Consider the following 18,337-nt stretch of genomic DNA (forward strand, 5'->3'; position numbering starts at 1 on the left):
CACCTGCCATTCGTCGCAAAGTGAGTGCCAAGGGACGACTGCCAACCTACAGTGCATGCAACGGGCTGCAGTGGCCTGGCACTGGAGACACATATGCGCGACGCCCTCCCCACTCGGCGGCAAACCCTGACCGCTCTGGCAACGTTGGCCGGCGGCAGCTATTTGCTCGGTGCCAGTACGCCCGCACTGGCCTGGCCATTTTCAGACAAGCCATCCATCCGTGGATCGGGCCGGGTGGTACAGGACAAACGTCCCGCAACGGGCTTTCATGCCGTCGCTGCGAGCCTGCCGTGCACGGTAAAACTGGTGCAGGGCAATAGTGAAGGTGTCGATATCGAGGCCGATGACAACCTGCTTGCAGCGATTGAAACCGTAGTCGAAGAGGGAGAACTGCAGCTGCGCTGGGCCAAAGGTTATCGCGTAACCGGAACCAACCAGATTCGCCTGACGGTGTACCTGCGGCAGGTGGACAGCCTATCGGTATCGGGGTCAGCCGACCTATCGGCAAACAGCCTGCAGGCACCCCGGCTGGATGGCTCCATCGCCGGTTCGGGCCATATTGCGATCCAGGATTTGCGCAGCGAGCGCCTTTCGGTGTCCATTGCCGGCAGTGGAGACTTTGAAGTCCATGGTACCGGGCAGGCTCTGAAGGTCAGCATCGCCGGTTCGGGCGACTTCCGGGCTGCGCACTTCGCAGCCCAGCAAGCCACCGTGGACATTGCCGGGTCTGGAAATGCCAACCTGTGGGTTCGTCAAGCACTCACCGTCAGCATCGCCGGTTCGGGCGATGTGCGTTACTACGGTGAGGGCATCAATCCAACGGTTTCAGTGATCGGCTCAGGCCGGGTCCAGGCCTTGGGCGTCAAGCCGCCGGTTGCGTAAACAACGTGGCGTTTACACCTCGCCACGCGCCATGGCCAACAAACGGCCCAGTACCGCGCCGCCATCGGCCCGCAGGCCGTTGTGCTCGTATTCGTTGGTAACCCACAGCCGCATATTGGGCACCCATCGGGCCGTTTCCTGCGAAAACTCGCACGGCACGTACATATCGTCATAGTAGACGGCGGCGGCCACGGGCACGGTGTTGTGGCTCAGACGTTCCAGGTCATACAGGGCGGGCCAGGCGTCGGTCTGCGCCAGCAATTCGGCCACCGCTTTCAGTGGGCGCAACTGCGTGTAGCAGTCAAACATCCACGGGTACACCATTTCACCCGTGAACAGGACCGGGCCAGTGCCTTCCAGGGCAAATGCGGGAAACTCTGGAAGCAGCCGCTCGGCCGACCACTGGCTGGCCATACCCTGGGTGTAACAGGCCTCTTGCAGCAAGGCATAGATCGGGTTGGTATCGAAATTCTGCATCTGCTCCAGGTGACACAAAAAGTTCCAGTTGAGCAACGCTTGCCCCTGTGGACCGGCCACAAAGGCATCTTCCAGCAGGTAGTGCACGGCCTCATAGCCGTCGCTCATGCCAAATTGCAAACCCAGTTGCAGGAAGCGGCGCGCAGTCAACTGCCCACCACCGGGCAGGTGCACATCGTTTTGCAGCAAATGGTCCACGATGGCGCGCACCCGCACCACGTCACCGGGGTAGCGCTGGTAATACAGGTGGTTCTTGTCGGCTACACGCCGGTAGGTGGCGCGGTAAACATCATCAGTTGGCCGCCACAGCGAGGGAATGCCACCAGTGATCAACACTTGGCGCAGACCCTGGGGCGCCGCGCTCAGGTAGTGCATGGCACAAAAACCGCCATAGCTTTGACCCAGGATGGTCCAGGGCTGCTCTCCAATCAATTGCTGGCGAATGGCCTCGGCATCGCGCACGATGGAGTCCGCGCGAAAGTGCATCAGGTAATCGGCTTGCGCCTGGGCATCGGGCAGATACGCCAGCGTCTGCGCCGTGACCGGTGTGGATCGCCCGGTGCCACGCTGGTCCAGCAGCAGCACGCGGTAGTCTTGCAAGGCGCGCCCCAGCCAACCCGAGGGACTTAAGGGGCGCGGTGAACCCGACCCCGGTCCGCCCTGAAAGTACACCAAATACGGCAGGTTGGCATCTTCCCTGCCAGGGGCAACCACCTCCCGCACATAGACCTTGAGGGTCTGCCCGGGGTTGGCGTAATCCAGCGGAAGGTCAAAACTGTGTTCACGCAGAACCAAGCCGGGAATGTGGTGCGTGGCAAGCATCATGACAGGGCGTCCTTGGTTACTGCTGTCCGGAAATTTCCTTGAAAAAAGCATCCGGCGACGGTTTGCGCTGCAAGAAAGCCTCCACCAGTTCGGACGGTGCACGTTGGCCGCCGTTTTCCAGAATCAGGTGGCGATAGCGAGCGCCCACAGCGGGGTCCATCACGTTGTCACCAAAGGCCGAGCGCATGTCCAGCGCCAGCACTTCAGACCACATGTAGCCGTAATAACCCGCTTGGTAGCCACCCATGACGTGGCCAAAACCGGCTGGCACCATGGTGCCGGGCACGTAACCCAGCGGTGTCTTGCTTTCCAGGTCGATCCAGGCCTGCATCGGGTCCACCAGAGTGGGTGTGTGCAGGGACATATCCCACGCCGCGTACAGGCGCTGGCGTGCATATTGCAGGCCCTTGCCAAAGGCACGCGAAGCGTTCATGCGCTCGATCAGCTTGGGGTCGATCGGTTTGCAGGTCGGGCAAACCTCAGCAAACAAGGCCAAGGTCTCGGGGCGACGCGACCACTCTTCGTACATCTGCGAAGGCGCTTCAACAAAGTCACGTTTCACCCCTGTGCCGGCATTGAGCACGTAACGGGTTTGCGACAACACGCCGTGCATGATGTGGCCAAACTCGTGGAACAGCGTTTCCAGCTCGCGCTGATCGAACCCTTCGCGGCTAAAGTTGGTGACCAGCACGGACACTGGTGTGCGCCCCGCCAACACGGACACACCACGCACCGGGAATGCAGCGGCGTGTTTGTACTTGCCATCACGCGGGAACAGGTCGAGGTAAAAGCTCGACAGGTACCTGCCACTCTTGTTGTCGAACACGTCGTAGGCACGTACATCGGCCTGCCATACGGGCAATGTCTTGTTGGGCTTGAATTGCACACCGTACAACTGACTGGTGACCTGCATCATCCAGGCAATGGTGGGATCGGTGGGGAACTGGGCGCGCACTTCGTTCTGGTCCACGCTGTAGCGTGCCTTCTTGAGGCGCTGCTGCATCAACGACACATCCCAGCGCTTGAGCACGGCGTCCTTGTCACCGGTCAGAGACACCTTTTCAACCCGCAAGGCGTCGAGTTCCTTGCGCTCCAGTGCCTCTACGCGGCCGTTCACATCATCCAGGAAGCGGCTCACCGCCTGGGCAGAACCGGCCATCTTGCGTTTGATGGTCCAGTCGGCAAAATTGGTTTCACCCATCAACTGGGCCAGCTCCAGGCGTAGCTGCACGGCTTCCTTGAGCAAATCCAGATTGGGCTGGCCGCCGCGTTGCTGAAAGGCCATCCAAAAGCTCTTTCGCGTGCCATCCACCACCACGTTGTTCATGATGGCGTCGTATTCGGGATAGTCCAGACCAAACAGGTAGTTGCCCTGGGCATCCTTGGCCCGGCCAGTCAGCGCACTGGGCAGTACGCCTTGTAGTTCTGCCTCAGAAAACGCCAGCGTGGTCTTGGTATCACGCACGTTGCGGGCAAAGTCCTGCGACAGCTTGTCCAGGCGCTCGAAAATGACCTTGGCCCGCTCGCGCTTGACTGCTGGCAGGCTCACGCCGCGCTCCTCAAAATCGTCAAGGATGCTTTGCCGTGCCATGGCGTCAATCGGATCCGTGGTTTGCAAGGCCTTGACGCGCTGGAACAGCGCCTCGCTCTGCAAATATTCATTGGGCAGGGCCGACAGCAGCAGGTCGCAGGCCTCGGCGGCCTTGCGCACAGCGGGGTCCGTGCTGGTTTCGGACAGCAGGCCGATGGGGCCACCAATGTCTTGCAAGCCCATATCCAGCGCATTCCAGGCATGCAGCACGGTCTTGGCACTGACTTGCTGCAAAGGCAGCTTCTTGATCTTTGCAATGCGGGTGCGGGCCTGGGCAATGCTTTGCGCGCACAGCTTCGGAATCTGCTGGGCGCTGGGCTGGGCGATGGCGCCGCGCTGAGCTGCCATGGTGGGTGAAAAAACCAACGCGGCCAGGGCCGCAAGCAATGGGGTCTGAAGCTTCATGGGCAATCCTTAAAAGTCCCACTTCAACCTTCTGGGTTCGCGGGCTGCGGGATTATAGGCAGCAACCCGCGTAGCGTGGAGCCAGAGGCTTCAGGAACGGCGCAGGGCATCCACCCAATCGACAATGGCGTCCAGGTTGATCTGGTCGTCGGCATGCACCAGGTAGCATTCCAGATCGGCCAGGGCTTGCTCGGTGTGCCCCAGCTCGGCGTGGGCCAGGCCACGGTCGCGGAATTCGGACCAGGACTCGGGTAGCAAGATGATCAACCGCTCCTGCACAGCCAGCATGCGCTGCCAGTCGCTTTGCGAGCGGTAAATTTCCTTGAGGTTGCGCAGCATGCGGGCAATGGTGTCGCGCGCGGGAGCGGTCTGTAGGTACAAACCCAACGGAGTCTCCAGCTCGTCCAACAGGCCGATGCGCTGACGGTAGGGCTCCAGCCGCTCGGACAAATCCTCCCGGCTCAGTGACTTGCCACTGATGGGATCAATCACCACCTGGCCCATGGGCAGGTTCACCTTGATCAAAAAGTGGCCGGGGAACGCCACGCCGCGCACCGACAACCCCAGCCCCTGCGCCAACTCCATCCACAGCACCGCCAGCGTAATGGGGATGCCACGGCGGGTGTGCAGCAGGATGTGGATTAAGCTGTTGTCCGGGTCGTAGTAGTCGTTCAGGTTGCCGGCAAAGCCCAGGTCCCGGTAGAAGAATTGGTTGAGGGTGCGTAGCTTCTGTACTGGCCCGGCGTCAAGCGCCATGCGCCGGCGCACGCGGGCCAGCAGCTGGTCCACCTCGCCCAGCACGGTTTGCACATCCAGGTCGGGATATTCGTCGTGTCCCAGACTCACCGCCGCTTCAAACAGCGGGAACTCGCCATCGCTTTCCACCAGGGAGGCGAAATAGTCCAGCGCAGTAGGGGGATCAAAGGACAGATGCATGGAGTCAACCCTCACGGATTTACCGTCGCATGAATTGTCGCAGTTTTAACCCAGCAGCCCAAATCGCTATGAAATAGATAGCTACACCACTAGAAACGACGAGGGCTAGCCACCCCATTCGCTTTAACTTCTCGGCCTTCATGGCCAGCCAGGGCAGCGACGCGCTGGACCACATCAAAAACACCGCCAGCAGGGCACTGGCCGCCAGCACTTGCAAAGCGAAACGACCCCATCCGGGTTGGGGAATATAGGTGCGGTTACGCAAAAGTCCAATCAACAGCCATAGCGCGTTGACCATGGCGCCCACACCAATCGCCAAGGCCAAGCCAGCATGCGCCAAAAGCGGCACAAACACAAGATTCAACGCTTGGGTAATGATGAGTACCGCGAGTCCAATCAGGGCCGGGCCCTTGATGTTTTGGCTAGCAAAGTAGCCAGGGGTCAACACCTTAATAGCCACCAAGCCGAGCAAGCCTGAGCCATAGCCCATCAACGCAACCGTGGCCTGCATCGCGTCACTGTCCGAGAATTTGCCATTGTGGAAAATAACCGCCACCAACGGCAGGGCAAAGGTCACCAAAGCAACCGCGCTGGGCACCGCCAACAACACGACCAAGCGCAGACCCCAGTCAATCATCTCGGAAAACTTGTCGCTGTCGTTAGAAGCCTTGGCGGCGGCTAGCTGCGGCATCAGTACCACGCCCAGTGCAACGCCCAACATGGCAGTGGGGAACTCCATCAGCAAACTTGCGCTGGTTAACCAGCTCACAGAACCAGTGGGCAGGTGCGAGGCAATCTGCGTATTAATCAACAACGATATCTGCGCCACGCTCACACCCAACAACGCCGGTCCCATCAGATAGACTATCTTTTTGGTAGCGGGCTGTGCCCACGCGGCGCGGGCGGCAGTCCAGCTAAGCCTGATTCTTGGCGCTAAACCCATGCGCAACAACGCGATCAAAATAGCACCCAGCTGCAACAGCCCTCCCAGCATCACGCCACCGGCCATGGCGTAGATCGGCTCGATTCCCATCTGCTTGAACCACGGTGCCCCGAGCCATGCCGCTGTAATCATGGCCACGTTCAACAACATCGGCGTGGCGGCGGGAATGGCGAAGTTCTTCCAGGTGTTTAGCACCCCTGCACCAAGCGCCACCATGGACATACAGGCAATGTAGGGGAACATCCAGCGCGTCATCAACACCGCCGCGTCAAAACCCTCGGGCTTCAAGCCGCTGGCCAAGAGGTAAACCAAGACCGGGGCGCCGACGATCCCCAGCACACACGTGACCAGTAGCGTCATGGTCAGCAAAGTGGCGACCGCGTTGATCAGCCCGTGGGTTGCCTCATCCCCTTCTGTGGTCTTGCTGCCCGCCAAAACGGGCACAAAAGCCTGGCTAAAGGCGCCTTCGGCAAACATGCGACGCAGCATGTTGGGGATGCGAAAGGCCACCCAAAACGCGTCTGTCATGGCGCTCACCCCGAAGGTGGAGGTCATCAGCATGTCGCGGACCAACCCGGTAATGCGCGACGCCAGGGTTAGCAGGGAAACGGTGGAGGCGGATTTGAGGAGGCTCACGGCACCAAGTGTAGCCGGGGTATAATCTTCGGCTTTGCTGGCATCATCCTCAAACACTAGGAATTAAACAATGGCATCTACAAAACCCAAGAAAAAGAACCCGCGCCTGGCGTCGGGCCGCAAACGCGTCCGTCAGGACGTCAAAATCAATGCAGCAAACACCTCTTTGCGTTCCAAATACCGCACCGTTGTAAAGAACGTCGAGAAGGCAGTTCTGGCCGGTGACAAAACCCGCGCCACTGAACTGTTTGCGAAGATGCAAGCCGTGGTGGACACCGTGGCTGACAAGGGTATCTTCCACAAGAACAAGGCCGCTCGCGACAAGAGCCGCCTGTCTGCCAAGGTGAAAACCTTGGCCCTCGCCGCCTAACTCACTTCAACACGAGTTAAGCAACCGCACGGATCTTTCGGGATCTGCCGTTTGTACCGGGTGCGCTGCCAGCAAAGCAAAAAAGCCGTTCCTTGAACGGCTTTTTGTTGGCGCTTCACCGCAAACTCATGCCACCATCTTGCGGCACATGCAGTAAACGAACTGCTGGTCGGTGCCAAAAGGGGTGTGGTGCAACTGTTCTTCGTGCGCGAGCAGAGTGAAGGCATCGCCAAACTCAGCGTGCAACTCGTCGGGTGCATAACGCATCACGGGCAGGCCGCTGCACTGTGTGGGGCCGTCACTGCCAAAAGTCGCCATGATGACGTGGCCACCGGGCTTCACCGCCTGCAAGACCTGCCGCACATAGGCGATCCTGTCCTTTTTCGTAGTCAGGAAATGGAAAACTGCACGGTCATGCCAGAGGTCAAAACTGTGGGGTTCGAATTCCGCGCAGGTGATGTCGGCTTCCATCCAGCGCACCGTCTCTCCGCGCACACCCAGACGGCGGCGACTTTCCGCCAGCGCCGCGCTGGACAGGTCCAGCACCGTCACGTTGGGATAGCCGTCGTCGAGCAGTTCATCCACCAGCGTGGACGCCCCACCACCCACATCGATGATGGCGGCATCGCGCCGTGGGCAACTCTCGCGGATCAGGCGCATGGACAGTTCCGCGTGGGCCTGAAACCAGCTCACGTTGTCCGCTGCCTTGGTGGTATAGACCTTTTCCCAATGATCCTTGCTTTGCATGGCAATCTCCAATCGATTCTCGACGGCATTCCTCAACGCTTGCAGGATTGTGACACCGAGGCCAGACCGGAGCGGGAGTGCTTACAGCGGTTCTGGGCGCGTCTCACTCACCTGCAAGTCATTGTCTTTGGCAAAGTTGACACAAAAATCCCAAGCCATGACATCGTGATCACGCAGATCGCGGTGGATGATGACGCACTTGGTCGCCCCAATCGATGTGGGCACGCACCAAGGGGAGTAACCCAGGTGGCTCCCGGGTTGGGGTCCACCCGGGCGAAACTGGCTCATCACGCCTGCCAGCCGCTCGGCCCAATCGCTGGGGCGAAACGTCTTTCCTTGGTGGTTGATGCCCAGTATGTAGAGCTCTTGGGAGGGTGGTGTTGCCATCGTTTGGACGTGTTGCAGCGCACAAGAATTCTAACCATGATGCTGTCGTGAACTTGACAACCGGGAAGGATGCACTGGATTGCCACCCGAACATCCACGCCAACCACCACCAGCACCATCGCGGGTGGTTGATGCGCCTAAAATCAGGCTTCAACGGCCCAACCATCGTTGGGCCGCCTTCTTTTGTAGCCAACTCCGGAGTTACCGCATGACCGCCGCACCCGCCACCACGCCGTCTTCACCCCACGTGATGAACACCTACGGTCGACTGCCCATCGCCCTGAGCCATGGCCAAGGCTGCCGCGTGTGGGATGTGAATGGCCGTGTGTACCTGGATGCGCTCGGTGGCATCGCCGTCAACACCCTGGGCCACAACCACCCCGAGTTGGTGGCGGCCCTGCAGGACCAGGTGACCAAGCTGATCCACACCTCCAACTACTACCACATCCCTTTGCAAGAAGAGTTGGCCAAGTTGTTGGTCGAACGCTCGGGAATGACCAATGTATTCTTCTGCTCTACCGGGCTGGAGGCTAACGAATGTGCCCTCAAGCTGGCGCGCAAATTTGGCCACGACAAGGGCATTGAGCGCCCCGAGATCGTGGTGTACGAGAAGGCCTTTCATGGCCGCTCCATTGCTACCCTCAGCGCCACCGGCAACCCCAAGGTGCAGGCCGGCTTTGGCCCGCTGGTGGAAGGGTTTATTCGCGTGCCGATCAACAACATCGATCAGCTCAAGGCCGCCACCGCCAACAACCCCAATGTGGTGGCCGTGTTCTTTGAAGCCATCCAGGGCGAAGGCGGCGTCAACCCCATGCACATGGACTACCTGCGCGATGTGCGAGATCTGTGCGATGCGCGCGACTGGCTCTTGATGATTGACGAGGTGCAGTGCGGCATGGGTCGCACCGGCAAATGGTTTGCCCACCAGTGGGCGGGCATTAAGCCCGACGTGATGCCACTGGCCAAAGGCCTGGGCTCGGGCGTGCCCGTGGGTGCGGTGGTGGCTGGCCCCAAGGCTGCCAAAATCTTTGCACCAGGCAACCACGGCAGCACTTTTGGCGGCAACCCACTGGCCATGCGCGCCGGGGTGGAAACCATCCGCGTGATGGAAGCACAGAACCTGCTGGCCAACGCGGCAACAGTAGGCGCCCATCTGAAAGTAGGCCTGGAGAATGCCCTTGCCGCCGAGCTGGCCAGTGGCGCGGTGAAAGAAGTCCGTGGCATGGGCCTGATGCTGGGCATCGACCTGTCCAAGCCCTGCGCCGCCCTGGTGCAGCGCGCCGCCGACGCGGGCCTCTTGATTAGCGTAACGGCCGACAGCGTAATCCGGCTGGTGCCCCCGCTCATCATGACCGCAGCGGAGGCCGACCAAGTGGTCGCGATTCTCTGCCCACTGATCACGACCTTGCTCAAGGAATCGGCATGAACCCCAAGGCCATCCCAAGCACCCTGCCCCAAGGCGCGCCGCCAGTTCGCCACTACCTGCAGTTTGCTGACTTCACTGAGGATGAATACCACTACCTGTTCACCCGTGCGGCGCTGATCAAGCAGAAGTTCAAGACCTTCACCCGGCACCACACCCTGGGTGACCGCACGCTGGCCATGATTTTTGAGAAGGCCTCCACCCGCACACGCGTGAGTTTCGAGGCCGGCATGTACCAAATGGGTGGCAGCGTGGTGCACCTGACCACCGGCGACAGCCAGTTGGGCCGCGCCGAGCCCATCGAGGACAGCGCCAAGGTCATCAGCCGCATGACCGACATCGTGATGATCCGCACCTTCGAGCAGACCAAAATTGAAAGCTTTGCTGCCAATTCACGCGTGCCGGTCATCAACGGGCTGACCAACGAGTTCCACCCTTGCCAGATTCTGGCGGACCTGTTTACCCTTCTGGAGCACCGTGGCACCGACGCCAACGGACAGATCGACCCCAACTACCTGCGCGGCAAAACCGTCACCTGGGTAGGCGACGGCAACAACATGGCCAACACCTGGCTGCAGGCCGCAGCCACCCTGGGTTTCCACTTGCGTGTGAGTACCCCCAGCGGCTACGAGTTGGATGAAAAAGTGGCCGTTACCCCTCATGGAATGGGCGCAGGTAGCTATAAAATTTATAGTAATCCACTGGAAGCCTGTGCCGATGCTGATCTGGTCACCACCGACGTTTGGACCAGCATGGGCTATGAAGCCGAAAACGAAACCCGCCGCAAAGCCTTTGCCGCCTGGTGTGTGGACACCGAGATGATGGCCGTTGCCAAAGCAGATGCCCTGTTCATGCACTGCCTGCCCGCCCACCGGGGTGAAGAGGTGCAGGCCGAGGTGATCGACGGGCCACAAAGCGTAGTCTGGGACGAGGCCGAAAACCGCATGCATGTGCAAAAGGCGCTGATGGAATACCTGCTGCTGGGCCGCAAGGACTGACCGCCATGAGTGCCTGCACCAGCTGCGGCGCCTGCTGTGCGAGTTTTCGGGTGGATTTTTCGGTGTTTGAAACCCAAGAACGCGGCGGTAGCGTGCCCGATGGGTTGGTCGTAGAGGTTACGTCGAGCACCCGCCGCATGCGTGGCACCGACCACACACCACCCCGCTGTGCGGCGCTGACAGGCAAGATCGGTGCAACCATTGCTTGCGGCATTTACGAGTGGAGGCCCTCGCCCTGTCGCGAGTTCGCCGAGGGCAGCGATGCATGCAACCGGGCACGCAATCGGCACGGGTTGGCGGCGCTGGAAGGGTTTTAAACACCCAATCTCAGAGTATGGTGGCCGCAAACTGCCCGGCGAGGACCAGTGGGGAAATTCGCGCGATCAGCCTGTGCGCATGCAGCGTTAAACGCACCGGCGCGCCAAACTCGCTCAGCCACGATACAACCAAGGCACATCCAGCAGGCGCTGGCCGAACAGGCTCATGGACATGTCACGCCCCCAACGCACCAACCCCGTGGCATGAAAGATTTGCCCGTTGCGGATAGACCTTGACTGCACCCGGGCGTTGCGCCGCCAGCGCTGCTTGGCGTACTGCGCCAGTCGCTTTTCCATGGGCATGTCGGACGCTGACAACACCTTCTGCAGGCAGGCCGCATCTTCAACGGCCATACCGGCACCCTGTGCCATATAGGGGCGCATGGGGTGCGCCGCATCGCCCAGCAGGGCCACCCGTCCCTGCGCATGCTGGCGCGCGCTGGTCATGGGCAAGCGGTCGCAAAGGGCCCACAGGCGCCAGTTTGGAATGGCGCTTATCAAATCCTGCAACCGGTTGCAGGTGGCACCCATGGCCAGTTGCAGGTCGCGCGCATGGGCCTCGTGGTCCCAGTCATCCACCTGCCCATTGACCTCGCCGTTGACGATGGCCACCACATTGAGCCAGTGGCCCCGGCGCACCGGGTACTGCACCACGTGCAGGTTTGCCCCCATCCAGACCGTCACCTGCTGGCTGCGCAGGTAGCCGGGCAGATCGCGCTGGGCAATCAGCGCCCGATATGCCAAGTGGCCGGTCACGCGGGGAGCGTTGTCATTGAGCATCAATTGCCGCACCGTACTCCAGAGACCGTCGGCACCAATCAGCGCCTGGCCTTCAAGCTCGATACCGTCCAGGGTGCGCAGGTGTACGCCGTAATCGCTATCGACGTAATTTTCTACCCACTGGCCCAGGTGCAATTCGGCGTCCGCATTTTGTTGCACTGCCGATAGCAAGAGCTTGTGGGCATCGGCGCGGTGGATAGTGGCATAGGGCGCGCCATACAACGTGCGTGAACGCTCGCCCAGCATCAAGCGCCCCAGCTCTTCGCCCGTTTCCGCGTTGCGTACGCGCAGCATGTCTGGAAATGCTGCCAAGCGGCTTAATTCTTGCCCCAGCCCCCAATCGTGCAGCACGCGCACAACATTGGGGCCCATCTGAATTCCGGCACCCACTTCACCAAACTCATGGGCCCGTTCCAACAACTGCACGGTCCAGCCAGCACGCGAACAGGCCAGCGCCGCCGCCAACCCGCCGATGCCGCCACCGGCGATCAGTACTTGTTTTTGCATGCTGGTATTGTGATGCCAAACTTGCAGATGCGTCGGCACTCACGCACTGCGGGACAATACGGGGATGAGCCTCAAATCCCCCGAACTCCTACTGCCCGCCGGCTCCCTGGACAAAATGCGTGCCGCCTACGAATTTGGCGCCGATGCGGTCTATGCCGGCCAGCCCCGCTACAGCTTGCGCGCCCGCAACAACGAATTCCGCCTGGAACAAATTCAGACCGGTATTGAAGAGGCCAATGCGCGTGGCAAAAAGTTCTTTCTGACCAGCAACCTGCTGCCGCACAACGACAAGGTGCGCACCTACTTGCGCGACATCACCCCCGTGCTGGAGATGCGCCCCCACGGCATCATCATGGCCGACCCTGGCCTCATCATGATGGTGCGCGAGGGCATGGAAAAAGGCCACTTCCCCGAAGTGCCCATCCACCTCTCGGTGCAGGCCAACACGGTGAACTACATGGCCGTGAAGTTCTGGCAAAAGGTGGGCGTGACGCGCATTATTTTGTCGCGTGAACTTAGCCTGGACGAAATTGAGAAAATTCGCCAGGAATGCCCCGACATGGAGCTCGAAGTGTTTGTGCACGGCGCGCTGTGCATTGCCTATTCGGGCCGGTGTTTGCTGTCGGGCTACTTCAACCGGCGCGACCCCAACCAGGGCACCTGCACCAACGCCTGCCGCTGGAACTACAGCACCCAGGCCAGCAACACCGACCCCAACACCGGCGAGGCCATTGCCGTCAAGATGGAGGCCGAATTCAGCTTCAACGAAGCACAGCAAGAGGCAGAATCCTCGTTTGCCGCCTGCGGTGGCAGTGAACGCCACCCGGCCGCCGACCAGGTCTATCTGCTTGAAGAAGCCGGACGCCCCGGCCAGCTCATGCCCATCATGGAGGACGAGCACGGCACCTACATCATGAACAGCAAGGACCTGCGCGCGGTGGAGCACGTGGAGCGCCTGGCGAAAATTGGTGTGGACTCGCTCAAGATCGAAGGCCGCACCAAAAGCCTGTATTACGTGGCCCGTACTGCACAAACCTACCGGCGGGCCATTGACGACGCCGTGGCCGGGCGCCCCTTCAACCCCAAACTCATCACCGAACTCGAAGGCTTGGCCAACCGCGGCTTTACCAGCGGTTTTCTGGAGCGCCGCCCTTCACAAGACTACCAAAACTACGAAACCGGGCACTCGGACATTGGCCACAGCCACTTGGTGGCCGAAGTACGCGGTATCACCGACGGCTGGGCCGAAGTGGAAGTCAAAAACAAATTTCTGGTCGGCGACCAGATCGAGGTGATTCACCCCAGCGGCAACCATATCGTCACTCTGGAGCAGATGCGCAACCTGGATGGCGAGGCCATCACAGTTGCGCCCGGAAGCCCGCTACAGGTGCGCATTCCGCTGGAAGAACGCTATGCCGGAGCCCTGCTGGCACGGCTGATTCCGAGTTGATAGCTCCTATTCTGATAGCTGCTTACGTAGTATTTAAGAGGGCTATAGGTCTATTTAGTAAGTAATGACCAGGGAATCGGCATCCACATTGATCACCTGCTTGCCCAGTACGGCACTGGCTGCCTGGGCAAAGGCCATTGCCCATTGCGCATCGGCAAACTTGTCTGGGCCTGCAGCTTGGGCCACGACCACCACGCGGTCGGCCATCAGCAGTTTTCCGGTGGCCCGCAAGGGCTCGCACTCCATGGCGGTGAACTGTTCGTCCAGCCACTGACGCGCAACTTCGCGCTCCAACGCCTGTTCGGGGTTCAGTTCAATGCGAAAGGGGGCGGTATTCTTGAAGCTGACGCTGACTTGGCTACGCATAATTTACTCCTGTTGCTGCAATGATAGAACCAAAAATCACCCCGACATGTGAACTGAGGCCTGATTCCCAGTCTCATTGACAACACCTTGATCTGTCGCACCAGGTCACCCAAGCCCAACGGGAGTTGCAACGCGCGCCCAACATCGAACTGCGCCAAGTCACGTAAGACGAGACTGCTCCCCAACCAATCCCAGTCTTTGCAATGGGTGCCGCGGATTGGCTCCGCTAGTTCCGCCCTCAGCGCAGAAGGTAGCTGCCATTTTAAGGAGGCATACTCGTATAAGCGCTAAACCGGGTGCTCCCCACCGCACCTTTCTTTTCCACCGGAGATTTCATGAAAGCCTTTCAAGACTATTACCCTGACAATGTGTCGCACTGCTACGGCTGTGGCCAGCACAATGCACATGGTCATCAGATCAAGACGTACTGGGAAGGCGAAGAGACGGTCACCCGTTACAAGCCCGAGCCCTACCACACGTCGGTACCCGGCTATGCGTATGGTGGCCTGATTGCATCGCTGATTGATTGCCACAGCACCGGTACCGCCGCTGCAGCCATGTACCGGACCGATGGGCGCGAGATGGATACGCTGCCGCCGTTTCGCTTTGTCACTGGTTCGCTCCACGTGGACTTTCTGAAACCAACGCCTTTGACTGACCAGATCGAGATTCGTGGTCGCGTCAAGGAAATCAAGGGCCGCAAGGTGATTGTTGAGACCACTGTCATTGTGAATGGCATAGTCACTGCACGCGGCGAAGTGGTGGCCGTGCAGATGCCAGACAGTTTTGGTGTCACCTTGCCAGCCTGAATGGGGCAGCGTCAAATCTGGCGGGCGGGCTTCATGACCACAAATGCCACCATCGCCAACAAAGACAACAACGCTGCCAGGCCAAAGGCCAATGCGGGTGACAGTGCCCACAGCGCGCCGGCCAGCAGCGAGGCAGGCACATACAGCAGACCGGTCACAAAGTTGTAGACGCCCATTGCGGTAGCACGGCGGTCTTGCTCCAGGTCGGCAATGAATGCCTTGCTCTGCGAATCTTCGATGGCGTAAAAGAATCCGTAAAAGGCAAATGCCACCACCATCTCCCAACGTGTGCTGGCAAAGACCAGCCCCAGGCAGATGGAGCCATACAAGGCGTAGCCCAGCATCACCACATGGCCGCGGCCCACGGCATCGCCCAGCTTGCCCGCCATCGGCGCCACCAGCACGCAGGTAATGTTGAACAGGGCATACAGCAGCACGATTTGCGCAGCGCTAAAACCCACGTCGTGGGCCTTGAGCAACAGAAAGCCCAGGCTGAAATACGCCAAGGCAAACACACCCGCCGGAACCAGGAAACGCTTGAAAGCCGGGGCTAGCAGGCGCCAGTTGTCCTTGACGCCTTCGTGTGCGCGGCTGACCGCCGGTTGCTCTGGAACCCGCATCAGCACCAGCAGACTCAGCACCGCCGGCACAAAAGCCACCCAAAACAAGATTCGGTAGGTGCCAGGCGACTCACCCAACCAGGACAAAAACCCGTAGGCCAGCAAGGGGCCTAATACCGCACCCGACTTGTCCAGCGCCTTGTGCACACCAAAGGCGTAGCCCCGCGACTCTTTTGGAGCAATGGCCGACAGCCAGGCGTCACGCGGCGGCCCGCGAAAGCCCTTACCCAAGCGCTCGATCACGCGAAACAAGCTCATGCCCAACACCGTGTTGCTAACCAGCAATATCAACTTGGCCAGCGTGGAAAAGCCATACCCTGCCACGGCAAACACCTTGCGCTTGCCGCCCCGGTCCGACAACCACCCGGCCAAGTAGTTCAGCGAAGATGCGGAAAAATCCGCCAGCCCCTCAATCAAGCCCAAGAGCGAGGCCGATGCCCCCGCCACCGTGGTGAAAAAGATGGCGAACACCGAGAAGATCATTTCCGAACTCAGGTCGGTCAAAAAACTGACGATACCGAGTTTGATGATGTCCGGGTGCAGTCGTTCTTTGGGAAGGTTGGATGCCATCAGCCCCCGTCTCCCCGGCGTCGCTCCTTTTGTTGCTCCAGTTCTTCTGCCTGGCGTGCCAGTTCCTGTCGCGTGCGGGCGTTGCGTTCCTCGTCCTGTGCAATACGGGCACGTTCGGCTTCTGTCAGACGCATGGCCTCCGGCAAAGGCACACTGCAGGACTCACAGGTTGGCAGCCGCCGATTGAATACCGTGAAACCACAGGCCGGACAGCGAAATCGTGGGTTGGGTGTCATGATCACGAATTGTCGGCGAATACACGGCAAAAAGTGTTGTGTCGAGCCCGCTAGACAGGTTGCTCCAGCAAAATGGACCCAGACCAAGTATCCTTGACTCTGTAGCGATCAAATATCAAAATATGGGGACCGTCCTCGACGGCCGGGGGCGGGAGCAACTAAGATTGACCGAAGTACTTGAAACCGACCAAGGGGCGCAGCTCTGGCCGTTTTTCATTGAAAAACAGCCGATTGTTGACGCCGAAAAGACGATTGTCGGCTACGAGCTCTTCAACCGTTCTCAAACTGATCAAGTGCATTCACTGGCCAGCGACGTGTCCATGGTGCTGCATTCTCTGGTGCAAAGTGGCAAAACCATTGCCGACCGTCGCTCGGACCTCTTTATTAACACCACGCATGAAGGGCTTTCCGGCTCGCACTGGGACTTCCTTTCGACCAAGCGCACAGTGATCGAGGTGCCACCGGTCCAGAATCACGACGCCGAGACAATCCAGGCGTTGCAACCGGTGCTGTTCGCATTGCGCAAGCGTGGCTTTCGCTTGGCCTTTCATTACACCGTGGTGGCGCCCCAGTACAAGGCCTGGCACGCATTGGCGGACTTTGTCAAAGTGGATTGCAGCGCCGTTGCAGCGTCCAAGCTAAAGCCGCTGGTCAATGCCATTCACACCCGTACCGGCGCCTTGTCAGTTGCAGAGAAGGTCGAAAGCACGGCCCAGTTTGAGGCATTGCGTGAAATCGGCTTCCTGTTTTTCCAGGGGTACTGGTTTTCAAAACCGGAACTGGTGCAGACCAAGGTGCTCAACCCCAGTCAGGTGAGTGCACTGCAGCTCTGCGACTTGTTGCACGATGATCCAACGATCGAAGACGTCGAGACGGCCATCAAGAAGGACATTGCCTTGGGCTTCAACCTGCTGCGTATCATCAATTCATCCGCCTTTGGTAGCGAACAAAAAGTTGCCTCCATCGGGCAAGCCGTAGCTCTCTTGGGCCTGGAAAAGCTTCAAAAGTGGGCGGCCATGCTGATCAGCGCCAAGCTTGGTGGGCGCCCTACCGCGGTCGGTACCGCCGCCGTGGTGCGCGCACGGATGATGGAGCTGCTGGCCAAGGACCTGCTTGCACCTGATGAGCGGGAGCCTGCGTTCCTGATTGGTCTGTTTTCCCTGCTGGACCGGTTGCTAGGCTGTTCCATGCAAGAAGCATTGGCACTGGTGTCCGTGAATGACGTCGTGACAGATGCGCTGTTGACAGGAGAGGGCCCGTTCACCAACCTGTTGAACATGACCATTGCCTGTGAAGGCGACGATGGAGACGCGTTTGCCCTGGCAGCCTCTCAGCTACAGCTCTCCTACCGGCAGATCAATATTGCGCAGATGGAAGCGCTGATTTGGGCGGATCAAACCCAGGCTTAGCCGCTCCCAGACCCATCAGGTAGGTATTGAGTGCCTGCATGCCAACGACTTCCAGATCAAACGCCAGCGGATCCAGCAACCAGTTGTGCGCCAATCCGTCAAGCAGCGCATGCAAACCCACGCCTGCCTGGGCAACCGGGGTGGCATGCCCCAGTTGACCTGCTGCAACGGCAAGCGCCAGCAGGCGCTCCAGATTGGCCACGAACCCTGCCCGCTCCGTCAGATGCCGGTCACGCCCGGCCTGTAGTTCGTCCACATATTCCACCTTGTGTGAGGCAATTTCGAACACGCGTCGCACCCGCGGATCGTGCACCGTCTGGTGAAAGGCACTGGCCACAATCTTGCGCAAACGTGCCAGTGCGTCGGCGCAATCCACCAGTGATTCACTGGTCAGACTGGATGTCATGGGCAACGTGACCCGCTGCATCATGCCGTGGAACACATCGACTTTGTTCTGAAAGTGCCAATAAATGGCGCCGCGCGTGAGACCGGCCTCTTGCGCAATCTCCTGCAGGGAGGTTCGCGACACGCCCCGGCGCTGGAAAACGCGTTCTGCCGCATCCAGAATCTGGTCGCGAATGATCAGTGCGTCTTCTTTGGTACGGCGGGCCATTTTCCATTCGTCTTTTCAAAAATTGGTATACATACATTCA

Annotated in this window: 19 protein-coding genes; 8 read left to right on the forward strand and 11 right to left on the reverse strand. The window is 59.7% G+C overall.

What is annotated here, in order from left to right:
- Positions 1 to 93 precede the first annotated feature (93 nt).
- Positions 94 to 882: a head GIN domain-containing protein gene (locus tag IPI80_RS08780; RefSeq protein ID WP_413859162.1), complete on the forward strand. Its 789-nt coding sequence runs from the start codon at positions 94 to 96 to the stop codon at positions 880 to 882.
- Between the two features lie 12 nt (positions 883 to 894).
- On the opposite strand, the gene IPI80_RS08785 is transcribed toward IPI80_RS08780, so the two are convergent.
- From IPI80_RS08785 to murJ, 4 genes are all read right to left on the reverse strand, one after another.
- Positions 895 to 2,184 (reverse strand): alpha/beta fold hydrolase, encoded by a 1,290-nt coding sequence (locus IPI80_RS08785; protein WP_413859164.1) that lies wholly within the window; start codon positions 2,182 to 2,184, stop codon positions 895 to 897.
- Positions 2,185 to 2,200: 16 nt separating this feature from the next.
- Positions 2,201 to 4,180 (reverse strand): M3 family metallopeptidase, encoded by a 1,980-nt coding sequence (locus IPI80_RS08790; RefSeq protein ID WP_413859166.1) that lies wholly within the window; start codon positions 4,178 to 4,180, stop codon positions 2,201 to 2,203.
- A gap of 90 nt (positions 4,181 to 4,270) precedes the next feature.
- A complete protein-coding gene (locus tag IPI80_RS08795) occupies positions 4,271 to 5,116 on the reverse strand; it encodes a SirB1 family protein (RefSeq protein WP_413859168.1) in 846 nt (281 codons plus the stop codon).
- 19 nt (positions 5,117 to 5,135) lie between these two features.
- Positions 5,136 to 6,695: a murein biosynthesis integral membrane protein MurJ gene (murJ, locus tag IPI80_RS08800; RefSeq protein ID WP_413859170.1), complete on the reverse strand. Its 1,560-nt coding sequence runs from the start codon at positions 6,693 to 6,695 to the stop codon at positions 5,136 to 5,138.
- 70 nt (positions 6,696 to 6,765) lie between these two features.
- Here murJ and rpsT point away from each other — a divergent pair, with 70 nt between their 5' ends.
- Positions 6,766 to 7,065 (forward strand): 30S ribosomal protein S20, encoded by a 300-nt coding sequence (gene rpsT, locus IPI80_RS08805; protein WP_413859172.1) that lies wholly within the window; start codon positions 6,766 to 6,768, stop codon positions 7,063 to 7,065.
- Positions 7,066 to 7,191: 126 nt separating this feature from the next.
- Here the strand turns inward: rpsT and IPI80_RS08810 are convergent, their stop codons facing one another.
- Together IPI80_RS08810 and IPI80_RS08815 are read right to left on the reverse strand one after the other, a co-directional pair.
- Positions 7,192 to 7,812, reverse strand: coding sequence for a class I SAM-dependent methyltransferase (locus IPI80_RS08810; protein WP_413859174.1), 621 nt, complete (start codon positions 7,810 to 7,812; stop codon positions 7,192 to 7,194).
- A gap of 81 nt (positions 7,813 to 7,893) precedes the next feature.
- Positions 7,894 to 8,199, reverse strand: a complete 306-nt coding sequence (locus tag IPI80_RS08815) for a DUF3579 domain-containing protein (RefSeq protein WP_413859176.1) — start codon at positions 8,197 to 8,199, stop codon at positions 7,894 to 7,896.
- A gap of 208 nt (positions 8,200 to 8,407) precedes the next feature.
- Between IPI80_RS08815 and IPI80_RS08820 the strand changes: the two genes are divergently transcribed.
- The 3 genes from IPI80_RS08820 to IPI80_RS08830 are packed head-to-tail and all read left to right on the forward strand — an operon-like array spanning position 8,408 to position 10,937.
- Positions 8,408 to 9,625: an aspartate aminotransferase family protein gene (locus IPI80_RS08820; RefSeq protein ID WP_413859178.1), complete on the forward strand. Its 1,218-nt coding sequence runs from the start codon at positions 8,408 to 8,410 to the stop codon at positions 9,623 to 9,625.
- Complete coding sequence (gene argF, locus IPI80_RS08825; protein WP_413859180.1) at positions 9,622 to 10,620, forward strand: ornithine carbamoyltransferase; 999 nt, start codon at positions 9,622 to 9,624, stop codon at positions 10,618 to 10,620. Before IPI80_RS08820 ends, argF begins: the two co-directional genes overlap by 4 nt.
- 5 nt (positions 10,621 to 10,625) lie before the next feature.
- Entirely contained in the window at positions 10,626 to 10,937 is a 312-nt protein-coding gene (locus IPI80_RS08830) for a YkgJ family cysteine cluster protein (RefSeq protein ID WP_413859182.1), read from the forward strand.
- A 114-nt stretch (positions 10,938 to 11,051) separates the two neighbouring features.
- On the opposite strand, the gene IPI80_RS08835 is transcribed toward IPI80_RS08830, so the two are convergent.
- Positions 11,052 to 12,224: an FAD-dependent monooxygenase gene (locus IPI80_RS08835; protein WP_413859184.1), complete on the reverse strand. Its 1,173-nt coding sequence runs from the start codon at positions 12,222 to 12,224 to the stop codon at positions 11,052 to 11,054.
- Positions 12,225 to 12,288: 64 nt separating this feature from the next.
- On the opposite strand from IPI80_RS08835, the gene yegQ reads away from it, so the two are divergent.
- The gene (yegQ, locus tag IPI80_RS08840) at positions 12,289 to 13,674 is read left to right on the forward strand and encodes a tRNA 5-hydroxyuridine modification protein YegQ (RefSeq protein WP_413859186.1); all 1,386 of its coding nucleotides are present in this window, start codon (positions 12,289 to 12,291) and stop codon (positions 13,672 to 13,674) included.
- A gap of 54 nt (positions 13,675 to 13,728) precedes the next feature.
- On the opposite strand, the gene IPI80_RS08845 is transcribed toward yegQ, so the two are convergent.
- Positions 13,729 to 14,040: a hypothetical protein gene (locus IPI80_RS08845; protein WP_413859188.1), complete on the reverse strand. Its 312-nt coding sequence runs from the start codon at positions 14,038 to 14,040 to the stop codon at positions 13,729 to 13,731.
- Positions 14,041 to 14,375: 335 nt separating this feature from the next.
- Between IPI80_RS08845 and IPI80_RS08850 the strand changes: the two genes are divergently transcribed.
- Positions 14,376 to 14,849, forward strand: a complete 474-nt coding sequence (locus IPI80_RS08850; RefSeq protein ID WP_413859190.1) for a PaaI family thioesterase — start codon at positions 14,376 to 14,378, stop codon at positions 14,847 to 14,849.
- 11 nt (positions 14,850 to 14,860) lie between these two features.
- Here IPI80_RS08850 and IPI80_RS08855 read toward each other — a convergent pair whose 3' ends face one another.
- Together IPI80_RS08855 and IPI80_RS08860 are read right to left on the reverse strand one after the other, a co-directional pair.
- The gene (locus IPI80_RS08855; protein WP_413859192.1) at positions 14,861 to 16,039 is read right to left on the reverse strand and encodes an MFS transporter; all 1,179 of its coding nucleotides are present in this window, start codon (positions 16,037 to 16,039) and stop codon (positions 14,861 to 14,863) included.
- Positions 16,039 to 16,173, reverse strand: a complete 135-nt coding sequence (locus IPI80_RS08860; protein WP_413859194.1) for a hypothetical protein — start codon at positions 16,171 to 16,173, stop codon at positions 16,039 to 16,041. Before IPI80_RS08860 ends, IPI80_RS08855 begins: the two co-directional genes overlap by 1 nt.
- 266 nt (positions 16,174 to 16,439) lie before the next feature.
- Between IPI80_RS08860 and IPI80_RS08865 the strand changes: the two genes are divergently transcribed.
- The gene (locus tag IPI80_RS08865; protein WP_413859196.1) at positions 16,440 to 17,684 is read left to right on the forward strand and encodes an EAL and HDOD domain-containing protein; all 1,245 of its coding nucleotides are present in this window, start codon (positions 16,440 to 16,442) and stop codon (positions 17,682 to 17,684) included.
- On the opposite strand, the gene IPI80_RS08870 is transcribed toward IPI80_RS08865, so the two are convergent.
- The gene (locus IPI80_RS08870) at positions 17,632 to 18,297 is read right to left on the reverse strand and encodes a TetR family transcriptional regulator (RefSeq protein WP_413859198.1); all 666 of its coding nucleotides are present in this window, start codon (positions 18,295 to 18,297) and stop codon (positions 17,632 to 17,634) included. The two genes, IPI80_RS08865 and IPI80_RS08870, sit on opposite strands and share 53 nt — an antisense overlap.
- Positions 18,298 to 18,337: the final 40 nt, after the last annotated feature.

The organism is Candidatus Aalborgicola defluviihabitans (assembly GCF_016705985.1).
Taxonomy (GTDB): Bacteria; Pseudomonadota; Gammaproteobacteria; order Burkholderiales; family Burkholderiaceae_C; genus Allorhodoferax; species Allorhodoferax defluviihabitans.